This is a genomic window from Streptomyces sp. NPDC101160, assembly GCF_044768205.1.
Lineage (GTDB): Bacteria > Actinomycetota > Actinomycetes > Streptomycetales > Streptomycetaceae > Streptomyces.
Genome location: NZ_JBIWPJ010000007.1, coordinates 450,850 through 466,500, shown reverse-complemented (window position 1 = coordinate 466,500; position 15,651 = coordinate 450,850). Strand labels below are relative to the sequence as shown.

General features: G+C 71.4%; 13 protein-coding genes. 6 read left to right on the top strand and 7 right to left on the bottom strand.

Annotated elements, in window-relative coordinates; all coding sequences use genetic code 11:
* The first annotated feature begins 109 nt into the window (after positions 1–109).
* Complete coding sequence (locus ACIRSU_RS24855) at positions 110–1,129, top strand: LCP family protein (RefSeq protein WP_403796000.1); 1,020 nt, start codon at positions 110–112, stop codon at positions 1,127–1,129.
* A gap of 38 nt (positions 1,130–1,167) precedes the next feature.
* Here the strand turns inward: ACIRSU_RS24855 and ACIRSU_RS24850 are convergent, their stop codons facing one another.
* From ACIRSU_RS24850 to ACIRSU_RS24830, 5 genes are all read right to left on the bottom strand, one after another.
* Entirely contained in the window at positions 1,168–3,192 is a 2,025-nt protein-coding gene (locus tag ACIRSU_RS24850) for a thioredoxin domain-containing protein (protein WP_403795998.1), read from the bottom strand.
* 114 nt (positions 3,193–3,306) lie between these two features.
* Positions 3,307–3,810, bottom strand: coding sequence for a nucleoside deaminase (locus ACIRSU_RS24845; RefSeq protein WP_403795995.1), 504 nt, complete (start codon positions 3,808–3,810; stop codon positions 3,307–3,309).
* A 163-nt stretch (positions 3,811–3,973) separates the two neighbouring features.
* Positions 3,974–4,096 (bottom strand): hypothetical protein, encoded by a 123-nt coding sequence (locus ACIRSU_RS24840; RefSeq protein WP_403795993.1) that lies wholly within the window; start codon positions 4,094–4,096, stop codon positions 3,974–3,976.
* A gap of 275 nt (positions 4,097–4,371) precedes the next feature.
* A complete protein-coding gene (locus ACIRSU_RS24835) occupies positions 4,372–4,767 on the bottom strand; it encodes a rodlin (RefSeq protein ID WP_403795991.1) in 396 nt (131 codons plus the stop codon).
* Between the two features lie 313 nt (positions 4,768–5,080).
* Complete coding sequence (locus tag ACIRSU_RS24830; RefSeq protein WP_403796488.1) at positions 5,081–6,019, bottom strand: NADP-dependent oxidoreductase; 939 nt, start codon at positions 6,017–6,019, stop codon at positions 5,081–5,083.
* A 109-nt stretch (positions 6,020–6,128) separates the two neighbouring features.
* Here ACIRSU_RS24830 and ACIRSU_RS24825 point away from each other — a divergent pair, with 109 nt between their 5' ends.
* A complete protein-coding gene (locus ACIRSU_RS24825; protein WP_403795988.1) occupies positions 6,129–7,091 on the top strand; it encodes a GlxA family transcriptional regulator in 963 nt (320 codons plus the stop codon).
* 192 nt (positions 7,092–7,283) lie between these two features.
* Here ACIRSU_RS24825 and ACIRSU_RS24820 read toward each other — a convergent pair whose 3' ends face one another.
* Together ACIRSU_RS24820 and mca are read right to left on the bottom strand one after the other, a co-directional pair.
* Complete coding sequence (locus ACIRSU_RS24820) at positions 7,284–7,526, bottom strand: hypothetical protein (RefSeq protein WP_403795987.1); 243 nt, start codon at positions 7,524–7,526, stop codon at positions 7,284–7,286.
* Positions 7,519–8,400, bottom strand: coding sequence for a mycothiol conjugate amidase Mca (gene mca, locus ACIRSU_RS24815; RefSeq protein WP_403795984.1), 882 nt, complete (start codon positions 8,398–8,400; stop codon positions 7,519–7,521). The genes ACIRSU_RS24820 and mca overlap by 8 nt, the downstream gene beginning before the upstream one ends.
* Positions 8,401–8,520: 120 nt before the next feature.
* On the opposite strand from mca, the gene ACIRSU_RS24810 reads away from it, so the two are divergent.
* The 4 genes from ACIRSU_RS24810 (at position 8,521) to ACIRSU_RS24795 (ending at position 14,678) form a co-directional block, all read left to right on the top strand.
* Positions 8,521–8,922 carry a DUF4307 domain-containing protein gene (locus ACIRSU_RS24810; protein ID WP_403795982.1) on the top strand — a complete coding sequence of 134 codons (402 nt, stop codon included), beginning with the start codon at positions 8,521–8,523 and terminating at the stop codon, positions 8,920–8,922.
* 225 nt (positions 8,923–9,147) lie between these two features.
* A complete protein-coding gene (gene greA / locus ACIRSU_RS24805) occupies positions 9,148–9,645 on the top strand; it encodes a transcription elongation factor GreA (protein ID WP_403795979.1) in 498 nt (165 codons plus the stop codon).
* Positions 9,646–9,765: 120 nt separating this feature from the next.
* On the top strand, positions 9,766–12,312 hold the full coding sequence (locus ACIRSU_RS24800) for a protein kinase (RefSeq protein WP_403795976.1): 2,547 nt from the start codon (positions 9,766–9,768) through the stop codon (positions 12,310–12,312).
* Positions 12,313–12,335: 23 nt separating this feature from the next.
* On the top strand, positions 12,336–14,678 hold the full coding sequence (locus tag ACIRSU_RS24795; RefSeq protein WP_403796485.1) for a serine/threonine-protein kinase: 2,343 nt from the start codon (positions 12,336–12,338) through the stop codon (positions 14,676–14,678).
* Positions 14,679–15,651 lie beyond the last annotated feature (973 nt).

The following is a 15,651-nucleotide window of genomic DNA, read 5'->3' as shown; positions in this document are numbered from 1 at the left end:
GTCTCGGGAGGTCTCGGCATCATGACACAGGCGCAGCGGGCGGGTGATTCGAACTGACCATGTCGCGTCGCGTACCTGTGTGCGACGACGGCCGATTTAACGTTTCGGCATGAGAATTCCCGGCAGACGTCTGCTGCTCCTGTCCACGGCTCTGGCCACGCTCGGCGCGGGCGGCGCCCTCGCCGCCGCCCCGCCGGGCCTGCCGGCACCCGACAAGGGCCTCAACATCCTGCTCGTCGGCGTCGACTCGCGGGCGGGCGTCACCCCCGTCGAGCGCGTGAAGTACCACATCGGCAACAAGGACTGCGGCTGCACCGACGTGATGATGCTGGTCCACGTCTCCGCCCAGAACGACCGGGTCAGCGTGGTGAGCCTGCCCCGCGACTCGCTCACCACGCTGCCCGCGCACCGCGACCGGCACACCGGTGAGATGGTCCCCGCCCACCAGGCCAAGCTCAACAGCGCCTGGAAGCAGGGCGGGGCGCCGTTCGTGATCGAGCGGGTCGAGGCGCTGACCAAGGTCCCCGTCCACCGCTACCTGGAGATCGACTTCCGCCGCTTCATGGACACCGTCGACGTCATCGACGGCGTGCCGGTCTGCTCGAAGAAGAACCTCAAGGACCCGGCCACCGGCATCGACCTCAAGGCGGGCGTCACCCGCCGGGTCCTCGGCGGCGAGGCGCTCCAGTACGTCCGCTCCCGGAAGGCGGACGGCGAGGCGGACTTCGGGCGGATCAAGAAGCAGCAGCGTTTCATCGTCAACACGCTGCGCGAGGTGCGCGCCCATCTGTACCGGGACTCCGACTGGCTGCGCTGGTTCACCGAGACCCTGCGCGGCAGGGCGACGGCCGAGCGGGCGATCAGCGTGCCGGAGCTCCTGACGCTCGCGGCGCGGCTGCGCAACCTCACTCCGGACAGGACCGAGTTCGCCACCGTGCCGATCCTGAAGATCAACCCGCTCATCCCGGGCGTCGGCGCGACGATCTCGTGGGACGAGAAGTACGCCGCCGAGGTCTTCGCGCAGCTGCGCGCGGACAAGAGGCTGCCGAAGCCCGACCCGAAGTACCACAGCCAGACCAAACTGGGCGAGTACAAGCCCCTCGCAGGGAAGCCGATGCTCTGCGCCTAGGACGGCGGGGCGGGCCCGGGGCGGGCCCGCCCGCCGCCTCAGCGGAGCCTGAGGGCCAGCAGCTCCGGGTCGGTCGCCGGCGCGTCGCACACGAAGTGCCGGCAGACATAGGCGGCGGCCCTGCCGTCGACCAGCGGCCGGTCGCGCAGGAGCGGGAACTCCTCGCCGTCGGGCAGCCCGGCGGCGAGGACCGCGCCGGGCGCGCCGGAGCGCAGGGCGGTACGCCACAGGGCGCGGAAGGCCTCGTCGTCGGGGGCGCCGACCACGGCGATCTCCTTCGGCCCGTCGCGCAGCGCCTCGGCGACGGCCAGGCCCCAGCCGATGAACCGGGGCGCGCGCGGCCCGAGCGCCTTGACCACGCCGAGCGCGGCCTCGGCGGCGGCCCGGTGCGGCTCGGAGCCGGTGTGCGCGGCGTACGAGAGGAGCGCGCCGGCCGCGGCGGTCCAGCCAGACGGGGTGGCGTTGTCGGTGGGGTCCTGGGGGCGGCGGATCAGTCGCTCGGCGTCGTGGGCGGTGTCGTAGAGCACGCCGCCCTCGGCGGTGAACTGGTCGAGGACGATGTCGAGCAGGAAGCCCGCGAACTCCAGCCACACGCCCTCGCCGGTCGCACCGGCCAGCGCGAGGAAGCCCTCGGCGACGTCGGCGTAGTCCTCCAGGACTCCGGCGTTGCCTCCGGGGTGTCCGTCCTTGGAGGTACGGGTCAGCCGGGCGCCGTCGTCGAGGTGCAGCCGGACCAGCAGGTCGGCGGCCTCGGTGGCGCGGTCGACCAGGTCGGGGCGGTCGAGCAGCGCGCCGGTCTCGGCGAGCGCGGCGACGGCGAGGCCGTTCCAGGCGGCGACGATCTTGTCGTCGCGGCCGGGGCGGGGGCGCTCCTCGCGGGCGGCGAGCAGCCGCCGGCGGATGGACGCGATCCGCTCGGCGTCGGCGAGGCCGGCGTCCTGCGGGAGTTGGAGCACCGAGCTGCCGTGCTCGAAGGTGCCCTCCTCGGTGACGCCGAAGTAGCGGGCGGCGTAGGCGGCGTCGTCCGCGCCGAGGACGGCGGTGAGCTGGGCGGGGGTCCACACGTAGTAAGCGCCCTCGACGTGCTTGCCGCTGCCGTCGTCGCTGTCGGCGTCGAGCGCGGAGGCGAAGCCGCCCTCGGCGGTGCGCAGTTCGCGGACCATGAAGTCGGCAGTCTCCAGGGCGACCCGGCGGGCCAGGTCGCTGCCGGTGGCCCGCCACAGGTGCGCGTAGACCCGGCAGAGCAGCGCGTTGTCGTACAGCATCTTCTCGAAGTGCGGCACGACCCAGGCGCGGTCCACCGCGTAGCGGGCGAAGCCGCCGCCGAGCTGGTCGTAGATGCCGCCGCGGGCCATGGCCTCGCAGGTGTCGGCGGCCATCTGGAGGGCGCCCTCGGCCCCGGTGCGGGCGTGGTGGCGCAGCAGGAACTCGAGCGCCATGGACGGCGGGAACTTGGGCGCGCCGCCGAAGCCGCCGTGCTTGGCGTCGTACTCGCGGGTGAGGCCGAGCAGTGCCTGGGAGAGCTCGGAGTCGTCGGGGACGCCCTCGCCGCCGAACGCGAGGGAGCGCGCCCCGAGGTCCTTGACGATCTTCCCGGCGACCTCGCCGACCTCGTCGCGGCGCTCGGTCCAGGCGTGCGAGACGCCTTCGAGGACGTCGCTGAAGGACGGCATGCCGTGCCGGGGCTCGGGCGGGAAGTAGGTGCCGAAGTAGAAGGGCTCGGCGTCCGGGGTGAGGAAGACGGTCATGGGCCAGCCGCCCTGGCCGGTGGCGGCCTGCACGGCCTCCATGTAGACGGCGTCGACGTCGGGCCGCTCCTCGCGGTCGACCTTGACGGCGACGAAGCGCTCGTTGATCAGCGCGGCCGTCGTCTCGTCCTCGAAGGACTCGTGCGCCATGACGTGGCACCAGTGGCACGAGCTGTAGCCGACGCTCAGGAGCACCGGCACGTCGCGCCGCCGGGCCTCCTCGAAGGCGGCGGGCTCCCACGCCCACCAGTCGACGGGGTTGTCCGCATGCTGAAGGAGGTACGGGGAAGTGGCGTCCGCCAGTCGGTTCGGCATGTCACCATCCTTGCGCACGTGCCTGCGCCCCGCCCATACGCCACGGGACACACCCCGGCCCCGGTTCTCGACGTGGGAACCGGGGCCGGGGTCCTGTGCGGGGAGGGACCGGGATCAGTAGTCGATGCGGTCGGTCTTGGCCAGCCACGCGTCGAACGGCGCCGTGCGGTTCGACATCTCCAGGCGCTCGATCGCGGCCGGCCAGGCCGCGTCCGGCCGCGCCTCGAAGAGGTCGTAGAACTTGCGGTCGTCGAAGCCGGCCACCGCGGCGTCGTCGCGGTCGGCGGCGAAGATGATCCGGTCGACGCGCGCCCACAGGGCGGAGGCGAGACACATCGGACACGGCTCACACGACGTGACGAGGACACAGCCCTCGAGCGAGAAGGTGTTCAGGGCCTGGCAGGCGTTGCGTATCGCGGTCACCTCGGCGTGCGCCGTCGGGTCCAGGTTCGAGGTCACCTTGTTGTTCCCGAGCGCGACGATCTCGCCGTCCTTGGCGATGAGGGCGCCGAACGGGCCGCCGCCGTTCGCCACGCTGGTGGTGGCGAGCTCGATGGCCTTGTCCAGCCAGGTGCGCTCGAGTTCCTGGGTGCTCTTCTCGAGGGTGTGAGCAGACACGGTGGCTCCTTTTCGGCGGTGCTGGGGGATTCCCCGGGCTGTGCCGCGGAGCGCGGCCGGGGAGGGGATGGAAGTGGCGGGAGTCACGGCTGGGCGCCGCGGATGTGCTCGGGGGCGGCCGGCGTGCGGGCGAGGCACGGTCCGGTCGCGTCGCGGAGGGCGTTCACGGGCGCCGGCACGGCGTGCAGGGCGGCGGCTCGCCGCCGTCCGCGATCGGCGTCGCGCCCGATTGCCGGGCCTTCGCGGCCGGCGCGTCCGCCAGGGTGGCGGGTCGGAGGAAGTCCATGGCACCCCGTCCCTTGCTTCGTTCCGCTCTTGTGAGGAGTACACAGCCGAGCGTGTACAACCAGCCAGGGACGGAAGACATGAAGACCTCAGCGGCCGCGGACGAGGACTTCGTGGATTTCTACAAGAGTCGAATCGGCCATCTTGTCACTCTGGGTTAAACAAATGTGTACGGGGTGTGAAAGCTGTGCTGAACGGGGCACTCATACGACAAGCGGCCCCGTTCCTCGCACTGGCTCTGCGAGGAACGGGGCCGCTTCGGCGCGGTGCCGAGGATCAGCCGCCGACGTTGCCGTTCTGGGAGAGGACCTCGCCCAGGATGTGCGACAGCGCGTCGTCGCCCTTCTGCTGCACGGAGTTCTGGGTGCAGGTCTGGTTCGACACGGGGTTGCCGAGGACGTCCTGGACGGCGATCGGAACACCGATGAGGGCACCGATCGGAACCTGGGCCTCGACCTTCTGGACGTCGAAGCAGTGCAGGACGCCACCGTTGACGAGACCGAAGTTCGGGCTCATGTAGCCACCGGTGGAGTTGCTGCCGATGGACTGCTTCGACTGGTTGCCGATGATGTTGGCGCTGCCGCCGTCATTGCCGGCCGCCATCGCCGTGGTCGCGGACATGCCGGCGACGGTGGCCGCGACAGCAGCGGTAGCAAGAACCTTCTTGATCACGAGTCTTCCTTCTTGAGCTCGATGGCCCGGAACTGCTCCGTTGTCCGAAGCGCCCTGATCAACTGCCCGCAGAAGTTTTGGTTCCGGAGGGTCACCCGATGGCGGTATCCGTCGGATGAACGCCATCGGACGGCAGGTCGACGGGCATCCGTTCGGGCTTTCCGGCCCTGGTCGGGAGCCCTTGGGAGCACTGGCCCGCGGCCCCGCTCCCCGCCGTGCGCCGCGGCGGCGCGGGCCACCGGAAACCGGACAGTTCGAGTGGTGCCCTCGACGGGGCGGGGTCACGGGGCGACGGCTCAGCGGCCGGCGGAGATCAGGGGGCGACGGAGAGGACGAGCTTGCCGGTGGTGCGGCCGGTCTCTCCTCGTACGTGGGCCGCGGCGGCCTCCGTGAGGGGGAAGACCTCCTCCACCAGGACGCGCAGCCGGCCGCTCTCGACGAGGGCGGCGATCTCCCGCAGCCCCGCGTGGTCGGGCTCGACGAGCATGAAGGCCGCCCGCACCCCGGCCTTCTCGGCCTCCGCCGCCGGGAAGGTGTCGTCCAGCGGGAGCAGCGAGACCAGGGTGCCGCCGGGCCGCAGGCCGCGCAGGGAGCGGGCCGGGCTGGATCCGCCGAGCGGGTCGACGACGACGTCCAGGTCGCGGAGGGTCTCGGCGGTCCCGGCGGCGTCCCCGGTGCGGTGGTCGATCGGCTCGTCGACGCCGAGGGAGCGCAGCAGCTCGTGCTTGGCCGCACTTGCGGTGCCGATCACGTACGCGCCGCGCGCCTTGGCGATCTGCACGGCCAGGTGGCCGACGCCGCCGGCGGCCGCGTGGACGAGGACGCGCTGCCCGGGCCGCACGCCGGCGGTGTCGACCAGCGCCTGCCAGGCGGTCAGCGCGGCCAGCGGCAGGGCGCCGGCCTCGACGGGGGTGAGTCCGCGCGGGCTCGGGGCGAAGTGGCGGGCCGGGGCGGTGACGTACTCGGCGTAGGCGCCGGCCGGCTGCGGGAAGCGCGGCATCCCGTACACCTCGTCGCCGGCCCGGAACAGCGTCACTCCGGCGCCCACCGCCTCGACCACCCCGGCGACGTCCCAGCCGAGCACGGAGCCGTCGAGGAACAGGCCCGTCTGCCGGCTCTTCCAGTCGGCCGGGTTCACGCCCGCCGCCCGCACCCGGACGAGGATCTCGCCCCGGCCGGGCACGGGCCTCGGCACCTCGACGAGCCTCAGGACGTCGGGCGCTCCGGCGGCGACCTGCGTGACGGCGCTCATCATGACCATGCTGCTGCTCCTCGGGCGGTCCGGTGATGTGCCCTCAGACTCGCGTGGCCGGCCGACCGCCAGTAGCGGCCCTGCGGTCACGGAGTGAAAGGATCGGGCCATGCACCGTGTCGGCGTCCTGGCCCTGGACGGGGTCGTCCCCTTCGAACTCGGCATACCCGCCCGCATCTTCGGCGTCGCGCGTGACACCTCGGGCGACCCGCTCTACTCCGTCACCACCTGCAGCGTGGACGGCCGCCCGGTCCGCGCCGAGGCCGACTACGACCTCACCGTCTCCCACGACGCCTCGCTGCTCGCCGCCGTCGACACCGTCGTCATCCCGCCGTCCCACGGCCTCGGCCCCATCCGCGAGGAGGGCAGGCTGCCCGAGGAGCTGCGCACGGCCCTGGCCGCGATCCGGCCCGGCACCCGCATGGTGGCGATCTGCACCGGCAGTTACGTGCTCGCCGCGGCCGGGCTGCTCGACGGCCGCCCCGCCACCACCCACTGGCACGAGGCGGACCACCTCCAGCGCCTGTTCACCCGCGTACGCATCGACCCCGACGTCCTCTTCGTCGACGACGGCGACGTCCTCACCTCCGCCGGGGTGGCCGCGGGCATCGACCTGTGCCTGCACATCGTCCGCCGCGACCACGGCAGCGAGGTCGCGAACCAGGTCGCCCGCGACTGTGTCGTACCGCCCTGGCGCGAGGGCGGCCAGGCCCAGTACATCCGCCGCCCCGTCCCCGAGCCGACCACTCCCGGCACCGCCCGCACCCAGGCCTGGCTCATGGAACACCTCGGCGAACCCCTCAGCCTGGCCGACATGGCCGCCCACGCCAACGTCAGCGTGCGCACCTTCACCCGCCGCTTCCGCGACGAGACCGGCACCAGCCCGGGCGAATGGCTGATCGCCCGCCGCGTCGACCTGGCCCGCCACCTCCTGGAGACCACCGACCTCCCGGTCGACGTCGTCGCCGCCCGGTCGGGCCTCGGCACCGGCGTCTCGCTGCGCCGCCACCTGCGCGCGGCGACGGGCGTCACGCCACACGCGTACCGACGCACGTTCCGGCCGGCGCGTTAGGGCCGACGGGGCAGGGCGGACGCGTCAGGGCACGGGCGCGGACACCTCAGGGCACGGGGGCGTCAGAGCGCGGGGGCGTCAGGGCACGGTGGCGGAGGCGTCAGGGCGCCGGGCGTCGGGACACGGGGGCGGAGGCGCAGGCAGCGCGGGTACGGGCCCCGGCGCTGCCGGGGCCCGTGCGCGTGTGTACCGCTACTTCGCCGCGCCCTCGGGGGACGCGCCCGAGGCGCCGGCCGGCGCCGGGTCGGGGGCCTCGGTGAAGTCGATCTTGTGCATGTGGCGGTTCATGGACTTCATCAGGCCCCAGACCGCGAGGGCCAGGACGGCGAAGACGACGAAGCCGAGGACGCCGGGGGTCACCTTGTTCTGGTCCAGTTCCTTGGCGGCGAACGGGACGAGCTGGGTCAGTGCCAGGTGTGCGCTCATGTCAGTCATTGTCGCGGATGCCCGCGAAGAGGTCGCTCTCGGGGAGGGAGGTGTCGACGAGGGACTTGCTGAGCTCGTACTCCTCCGTCGGCCAGACCTCCTTCTGGATCTCCATCGGGACCCGGAACCAGCCGCCGTCGGGGTCGATCTGGGTGCGGTGGGCGATCAGGGCCTTGTCGCGGGTCTCGAAGAACTCCGCGCACGGCACGTAGGTGGTGAGCGTGCGCGGCTTGCGGGAGAACTCGTCCCAGCGCTTGAGCCAGTCGCCGTACGGGGACTCCAGGCCGCGGGCGAGGAGGGCCTCGTGCAGGGCCTCGGTGCGGGGACGGTTGAAGCCCTGGTTGTAGTAGAGCTTCTGCGGCTGGTACGCCGGGCCGAACTCGTCCTCGGGGTACTTCTCGGTGTCGGTCGCGCCCTCGAAGGCCACCATCGTGATCTTGTGGGTCATGATGTGGTCCGGGTGCGGGTACCCGCCGTTCTCGTCGTAGGTCGTGATGACCTGCGGACGGAAGGCGCGGATCTTGCGGACGAGCCGGCCGGCCGCCGCGTCCACGTCCTCCAGGGCGAAGCAGCCCTCGGGCAGCGGCGGCAGCGGGTCACCCTCGGGCAGGCCCGAGTCGACGAAACCGAGCCACTCCTGCTTGACGCCGAGGATCTCGCGGGCCTCGTCCATCTCCTTGCGGCGCACCTCGTGGATGTTCGCCTCGATGTACGGGTCGCCCTGGAGCTTCGGGTTGAGGATCGAGCCGCGCTCGCCGCCCGTGCAGGTCACCACCAGGACCTCCACCCCCTCGGACACGTACTTGGCCATGGTCGCCGCGCCCTTGCTCGACTCGTCGTCGGGGTGGGCGTGAACGGCCATCAGTCGCAGCTGCTCAGTCAAGACTCGATCCTCAGTGATTCGTCGCCTGGCAAGGTCTCTATAGTGACGGAATCGGGGGTGCGAAAAATTCCGGCCCCCTGGCGCGCGGCGCCGGGTCGGCCCGCGGCGAGAGGAACGATCATGAGCGCGGTGCGAGAGTCGCTGCCCGAGGGGCGCTACGGGCGCTCCGCGGACGAGCGCGCCGACCGCAAGCTCAAGATCACCGGCGCCGTCCTCGGCACCCTTTTCCTGGCCATGATCGGCTGGTTCGGCTGGTACTACGTCGCCGACAACAAGATCAGCGCCGAGCTGATCAAGTTCGAGGTCGTCAGCGACACCGAGGTCCAGGTGCACCTGGAGATCCGCAAGGACGCCGACGCCAAGGGCGTCTGCACCCTGCGCTCGCGCTCCGCCGACGGCACCGAGGTCGGCCGCAAGGACATCCGCGTCGACGAGCCCGGCGCCCGCCTCGACAAGGTCTACTCGATCCGTACGACGGCGAAGGCGACCAACGCCGAGCTGCTGGGGTGTACAGCCCGGTAGCGGTGGGTAGGGAGGACGGGAAGAGCCTCCGTGGGGTCACCCCGGTGACCTGGGGTGACGCAAAGTCCGTGGTTTATGTCCTCCCGCTTTTCGCCACTCATTGTTAGGCTCGTGGTTTCGCCCGTTCGAAAGGCGCACGCTGGAAGCGGAAGCTGATGCCGAAGCTGCCGCGTGCGCATTCGCGCAGGGCGAGCTTTGTATTCCCAGTACCTACGAGGAGCACCTGTGACCCAGACCAGCGACAACGTCACCTGGCTCACCCAGGAGGCGTACAACAAGCTCAAGGACGAGCTTGAGTACCTGTCTGGTCCCGCGCGTACCGAGATCGCCGCCAAGATCGCCGCGGCGCGCGAGGAGGGCGACCTGCGCGAGAACGGCGGGTACCACGCGGCCAAGGAGGAGCAGGGCAAGCAGGAGCTCCGGGTCCGCCAGCTCACCCAGCTCCTGGAGAACGCCAAGGTGGGCGAGGCCCCGGAGGACACCGGTGTGGTCGGCCCCGGCATGGTCGTGACCATCGCCTTCGACGGCGACGAGGACGACACCATGACCTTCCTGCTCGCCTCGCGCGAGTACGCGAGCGACACCATCGAGACGTACTCGCCGCAGTCCCCGCTGGGCGTCGGCGTCATCGGCAAGTCGGTCGGTGACGAGGCCGAGTACGAGCTGCCGAACGGCAAGATGGCGATGGTGAAGATCCTCGGCGCGAAGCCGTACACCGGCTGAGCCGAGCCGTCTGAACACTGCGCGTGTGAAGGGCCGGACCCCGTGAAACCGGACGGGTCCGGCCCTTCGTCATGCCCATGTAATGATCAGCTCATCAGCCACACGAGGGGGACGGGGCAGGTGCTGGGACCGCTGCGCGAGGGCGCGCCACGACGGATCGGCCCGTACGAGATCCTGGCCCGGCTCGGCGCCGGCGGGATGGGCGAGGTGTACCTGGGCCGGGACACCGGGCCGGGCTCGAAGGACGCGAAGACCGCGAAGGCCGCTCACGTAGGCGGCCCTGGAGTCGTCGACGGGGCGACCGACGCGCCGCACGTCGGCGGTCCCGGAGGCGGTGACCGGGCGACCGACGGCCCCGGTGGGCACGGTCTGCCCTCCGGTGAGTACGTCGCCGTCAAGACCGTGCGCCGTGACGTCGCCGGCGAGCCCGCCTTCCGCGACCGCTTCCGCCGGGAGATCAAGGTCGCGGGCCTGGTGCGCAGCGCCTACGCCGCCGCGCCGCTCGGCGGGGACGCCGACGCCGAGGTGCCGTGGCTCGCCACCGCCTACGTCCCCGGGCCCAGCCTCTCCCAGGCCGTCCGCCGGGGCGGCCCGCTGCCCGTCGCCACCGTGCGCGCCCTGGGCGCGCGCATCGCCCGCGCCCTCGCCGACATCCACGCGTCCGGGGTGCTGCACCGCGACCTCAAGCCCGGCAACGTCATGCTCGCCGTCGACGGCCCGCGCCTGATCGACTTCGGCATCGCGCGCGCCAGCGGCGCCACCACGATGACCGCGACCGGGATGATGGTCGGCACGCCCGCCTTCATGTCGCCCGAGCACGTGGCGGGCGCGCGGCACGTCACCGGCACCTCCGACGTCTTCTGCCTGGGCTCCGTCCTCTGTTACGCGGCGACCGGCGAGGACCCGTTCGGCGACGGCCCACTGGCGGCCGTCCTCTACCGCGTCTCGCAGGCCGAGGCGGACCTGGACCGGGTGCCGGAGGAGCTGCGGCCCGTGATCGCCGCGTGCCTGGCACGGGATCCGGAGACCCGGCCCACGCCCGAGGCGCTGGTCGACCTCCTGGGCGGCGACGGCGGGCGGCTCCCCACCTGGCCGGAGGCCGTACGGGAGCACATCGGCGAGTACGGGCGCGAGCTCGCCCAGCTCGTCGCGGCGGGCGGCCCGCTGGTCGAGGTGCCGGCGGTACCGGCGAACGCGCCCGTGGTGACCTCAGGCCCGCCGGGGCTGCACTTCGCGCCGACGGTGGCGCCGACCGGGGCGCCGACCGCGGACACGCCGCGGAAGCGGCGGCGCCGGGGGCTGATCGCCGCCGTGGTGGCGCTGGCCGTGCTGGGCGGCGGGCTCGGCACGTACCTGCTCTGGCCGGAGCCTGCACCGAAGAAGCCCGTGGCGGGCGCGCCCGCGCCCTCCGTGCCCCGTATCCCGGGCGTGGACGACCGGGGCCTCGCCGACGCCTCCGGGATCGTCCCGCAGAGCGCCGCGCAGCGCCCGGCCGCCTGGCAGCCGTGGCGGACGAAGCTGAGGACGCCCGCGCTCGGCTGCTCGGCGAACGAGAAGGCGCTGGTGTGCCGGCGGACGGACGGCTGGTACGAGGCGCTCGACCCGGCGAACGGCAAAAAGTTGTGGGAAGCCGACCTGATCAAGGATCCGCGGAACCACCGCAGCTTCGTCGGCCCCACCGGCGGCATCTTCATCGCCGGCGACACGGCACGTCCCACTGTCCACGACGGGGTGGTCGTCCTGGCCTCGGGGCTCACAGTCCAGGTACGGGACGCCCGCACCGGCGCGGTCCGGTGGGAGAAGAAGGCATGGGCGCAGCAAGGCAAGGACAGCCGCCCCATCGTCGCGGACGGCAAGGTCTTCGTAGCCACCCCGACGACCGAGGACGTCCAACTGGAGAACGTCGGCATCACGGCCTACGCACTCGCCGACGGCAAGGAGCTGTGGTCGAAGGCGCTCACCAATGGTGTGATCGCGCGATCCGAGTACAAGGACTTCGAACCGGTCGCCTACGCGAACGACACGGTGTACGCACTCAGTGACGGCGGGCTCATCGCCTACGACGGTACAACCGGCGCGGTACGCGGCCAGGTCGACGAGGACGCGCGCACCTGCGAGAAGATCAAAGTCCTCGGGGCGAACGCCTACTGCGCCGACATCTCGCACACCTCGGGTGGGGCGGAGAATCTGCATCTGCTCGACGCCACCACGCTCGCCACGAAGGGCAGCCTTCCGGCGTCCGTCGCGAAGGTGGGCCCGCAGGTCCTCACCACGCGGGCAGCGGTCGGACTCGACAGCGAGAGCGGCGGCTTGAAGGTCTACGACCCGCGCAACGGCAAGACGTTGGGTGCCTACCAGGCTCAGGCCATCCCCGCCGGGCTGTCCCGGGCCTGGTCGGCGCCGCTGATCGCGGGCGACCAGGTGGTGTACGCCGACTACTCCACGCTGTACACCGTGCGGCTCGGCGCGGACGGGACACCGGCCGGCCTCAAGGCCACTCCGGTGCCGGGGGCACCTGGTCCGCGGGCCGAGAAGCAGCCCGCGGACCCGGCAAACGGGGTGTCGTACGACGACATGCTCCGTGCCCCCGATGTGCTGCCGGTCGGCGGGATCGCCTATCTGGTGTACGACCAGGGGGTTGTGACCTCCGTCGAACTCCCCAAGTAGCCCAGCAGAAAGGCGCGTTGAACGTGCTCGAAAAACTGCCCGCCGGGCCGCCGCGGCTCGTCGGTCCCTACCGGCTGCTCGCCAGGCTCGGCGCCGGCGGCATGGGCGAGGTCCATCTGGCCTGCCGCGCCGACGAGCCGACGGCCGATCCGTACCGCATGGTCGCGGTGAAGACCGTACGGGAGGAGCTGGAGCTCGACGAGGACTTCCGGACCCGCTTCCGGCGTGAGATCACGGCGGCGCGGGCGGTGGACAGCCCGTACGCGGCCCGGCTCGTCGACGCGGACGCCGACGCGCCCGCGCCGTGGCTGGCGACCGAGTACGTGCCGGGCCCCTCGCTCGCCGAGGCCGTCGTACGCACCGGGGCGCTGCCGGTCGGGGCGGTACGGGCCCTCGGGGCCACGCTGGCCCGGGCGTTGGACGCCGTGCACGGGGCGCAGGTGCTGCACCGGGACCTGAAGCCAGCGAACGTGCTGCTCGGCGCCACCGGGCCCAAGCTCATCGACTTCGGCATCGCGCAGGCCTTCGAGGCGACGGCGCTGACCTCGACGGGCCTGGTCGTCGGCTCGCCAGGCTTCATGTCACCCGAGCACCTCATCGGCAGCCGGGCCGTCGTGCCCGCGTCGGACGTCTTCTGCCTGGGCGCGGCGCTGGCGTTCGCGGCGAGCGGGCAGGGGCCGTTCCAGGACGACGAGATGGCGGCGGTGATCTACCGGATCAGCCGGGCCGAGGCCGAACTGTCGGGCGTGCCGGAGGAGTTGCGTCCGATCGTGTCGCGCTGCCTGCGGCTGGATCCGGCGGAGCGGCCGTCGGCGGCGGAGCTGGTGGAACTGCTCGGCAGTGGTGAGGCCCAGGAGGTCTTTCCGTGGCCGGGCGGGGTGCTCTCGCTGCTCGCGGAGTACGGGGACGCGGCTCGGCGGATCGGTGAGGCGGCCTCGTCCGGGGCGGGCATGGCGGACATGCCGACGCTCGCACCCGTCGTCCAGGTGCCGTACTCCCCCACGGCGCTGGGCGAGCGGCCTTCCACCATCGCGGGAACAGTGGAGGCGCGGCGGCGCCCGTGGGGGCGGCTCGCGGCCGTGGCGGTCGCGGTGGCCGTGGTGGGGACGGTCGGCGTGGTGCTGATCAACCGGCAGAGCGAGGAGGGTGGTTCAACAGGTCGGGGGCCTTCCGCCTCGGCCTCCGCCTCCCCCTCGACCTCCGGTCCGGGCGCCGCCCGGACGCTGAGCGAGGTCGTCCTGCCGTACGGCGGCGAGGGCCACACCGGCGACTACGGCAAGCCGGCCACGGACCGCGCGTTCCGCCCGGCGGGCTGGTCGCCATGGACGGCGAGACTCGACACGGACATCGACGGTTGTGCTCTGCATCCCAGGGCTCTGGTGTGCGCCGGGAGCGGAGGTGCGGCCGTCGGACTGCGAGCCGCGGACGGCACGAAGCTGTGGTCGGTGCCGCCCCGGCTGACGGCCGAGGACGAAGGTGTGCCGTCGTCTCCTGGGTATCCGGCGGTCGTCGGCGACACCGCGTACATCACCGGCCGGGATGGCCTGACCGCATACGGCGTAGAGGACGGCAAGGAACGCGGCAAGGTCCCGGCGCCCGGCCGCGACTGGGCCGAGAAGGACTCCGACCTGCTCGACGACATCCTCTACTCCACCTATCTGAACCGCATGGACCCGGGCAAGGGCCTGGTCACCGCCATGAAGTTGGACGGCAAGGGCGGCGGCAAGGAGCTGTGGCGGCACGACCTCGGCGCCATCCCGGAGCAGTTGGTCGCCGCCGGGGGCCGGGTGTACGTGACGGTGAAGGGGGTCGTGCCGGTGGCGCTTGACGCGGTGACGGGCCGCGAGACCGCGCGGGGCGCAGACGGCGTGCAGTGCGCCACGATGGTCGTGCACGAAGATTCGGTGCTCTGCTCGACTTCACCGGACGGCGGCATCCCCGTGCTCGACGCCCGGACCCTGCGGCTGAAGCGCACACTGGGGGCGGGTCTGAGGATCACGGGCGGCCTCGCGGTGAAGGCGGACGGGACGGTGGCCGTCGTCAGTGAGAAGGACGCCCGGAGCGCCAAGATCCTGGTCACCTATGACCTGGACAGCGGGCGAGAGCTAAGGCGCACGGATACCTACGCCGACGCGCCGGCGGGTCTGGCCTATTTCGCGGGCGACCGGGCACTGGTCGCGGCCAAGCAAGAGGTGCGATCCATCCCGATATCCGGGTCGACCGAGTACCCGGACATCGGAAGGCGCGATGCAAAACTACCCGACGACGTCGACGAAGATCAGCTGGTCCCCCACGAGGTGCTGGCCGCTGGAGGGGCTGTGTTCCTTCCGTTCAACAACCTGGTTGTATCTGTGTACATGCCCTGACCCGGAGCCTGGGCCGGAGAAGCGGAGCCGACGCACCATCGCCGACCGGTGCTTCCGCACCGACGCATGCGGAAGACCTCCAGCAATTGTTCATGCTGCCCAAGGGCCGGAGGCGCACCGCACGTGACCAGGGCCTCGGGAATATTCCTTTCTGCCGGGGCTTGGTGCTCTATTACGCAGCGATCGGCAAGGACCATTCCGCGGCGGACCTTGCCGGACGGGCGCCCACCTCGCCCCGCAGGACGACGCGGGCATTTGCGCGGGCTGAGCAGCTACACAGTATCCCCGCCGCGCTTGGCCCACGCCCAGGGGTTTCGTGGTGCTGCTCGGCGGCGAGGACTGCCGGGAGCCAGTCGAGACTCCTTGACACGAACAGCTATGCCTATGGGTACCCCCTATGAGGTCGGCGGCGGGTCGTTTACCCCCTTGCCGAACCTGCGACCGCATGCAAAAATTCGGAGAATCTAATTTCTGGGGGGAAAATGAGTAAACTCAAGAACGCGACTGTCGTCGCTTGCATCGCATCCCTTATCACTTTGGGATCTGCACTCCCTTCGACCGCCAGGGAAGGGGGCATCGCCTACAACGCCCGCACCCAATTCATGGCCGAACACCCTGTCGACCTCAATGCGCATTCATGCGTCAGTCGACGCATATATTTGGCCCAGGGGAACTACATATGGAGGCACGTTGGACTGGGGTCCCTAACCACAACCGATGGCTCGACCTACACCTGGCGGTCCATTTCCCTGGCTGCCGGCTGGTACTACTGGGAGGATTGCCTATCCGTCCGCTCCATCGGCGAGTACTACCACACCAGCAAGCTGGATCCCGAATTCCTTAGCGGTTTCGCTTCGCTAAACGACTACGAAATGCCAAATATCAATAGAGACGCAGACGTTTACTGGGGCAGCAGCCTGGAACTCTCTTGGCATTGATCCGAAACGCTTGTGATTCTGGGTCGTTCAGCTGG

Coding starts and splice junctions, on each gene's coding strand:
- ACIRSU_RS24855 (WP_403796000.1), top strand. CDS start 110: ATGAGAATTCCCGGCAGACGTCTGCTGCTCCTGTCCACGGCTCTGGCC.
- ACIRSU_RS24850 (WP_403795998.1), bottom strand. CDS start 3,192: ATGCCGAACCGACTGGCGGACGCCACTTCCCCGTACCTCCTTCAGCAT.
- ACIRSU_RS24840 (WP_403795993.1), bottom strand. CDS start 4,096: ATGGACTTCCTCCGACCCGCCACCCTGGCGGACGCGCCGGCCGCGAAG.
- ACIRSU_RS24830 (WP_403796488.1), bottom strand. CDS start 6,019: ATGAGCGCCGTCACGCAGGTCGCCGCCGGAGCGCCCGACGTCCTGAGG.
- ACIRSU_RS24825 (WP_403795988.1), top strand. CDS start 6,129: ATGCACCGTGTCGGCGTCCTGGCCCTGGACGGGGTCGTCCCCTTCGAA.
- ACIRSU_RS24820 (WP_403795987.1), bottom strand. CDS start 7,526: ATGACTGACATGAGCGCACACCTGGCACTGACCCAGCTCGTCCCGTTC.
- ACIRSU_RS24810 (WP_403795982.1), top strand. CDS start 8,521: ATGAGCGCGGTGCGAGAGTCGCTGCCCGAGGGGCGCTACGGGCGCTCC.